Source organism: Achromobacter sp. 18P8.1.1 (assembly GCF_057799415.1).
In genome coordinates this window covers 1-511 of record NZ_JBYOKH010000101.1, presented here as the reverse complement: position 1 = coordinate 511, position 511 = coordinate 1, and the positions used below count along the sequence as shown (strand labels likewise).

Below are 511 nucleotides of genomic sequence, written 5' to 3'. Positions count from 1 at the left end.
GATATAGCTGGGATCAGTTGTAGGCTTGGGTCGAGGGAATCTTCCCTGGGTCTTCAGCTACCTGACTACTGATCCGAGAAGGTTTTGGGTCTGTAGCTCAGTTGGTTAGAGCACCGTCTTGATAAGGCGGGGGTCGTTGGTTCGAATCCAACCAGACCCACCAAAGTATTTCGCGTAGTGCTGGTCACTGTGTGGGATATGGGGGTGTAGCTCAGCTGGGAGAGCGCCTGCTTTGCAAGCAGGATGTCATCGGTTCGATCCCGTTCACCTCCACCATTGATTCTCAAATACTCACCTGGTGGTGATGTAGAGGCTAACTCATAGCGTCGTTGATTTTATATTCACGATTTTATGAGTTGGGTTTTACTCAACAGCTATATTCGTTCTTTAACAATCTGGAAGAAGCACAACGAAATGTACTTATCAAGTACTCGACGCAAGTCGATGAAGATAAGTACGGGTTGTGATTGCATTATTTTGTTCCAAGTTCTCAAGACTGAGGTGAATAACC

General features: G+C 46.6%; 2 tRNA genes. Both read left to right on the top strand.

The window, feature by feature from the left end:
• Positions 1-86: 86 nt before the first annotated feature.
• Positions 87-163 (top strand) — tRNA-Ile (locus AC27VE_RS30730).
• Positions 164-200: 37 nt separating this feature from the next.
• Positions 201-276 (top strand) — tRNA-Ala (locus AC27VE_RS30725).
• The last annotated feature ends 235 nt before the right edge of the window (positions 277-511 follow it).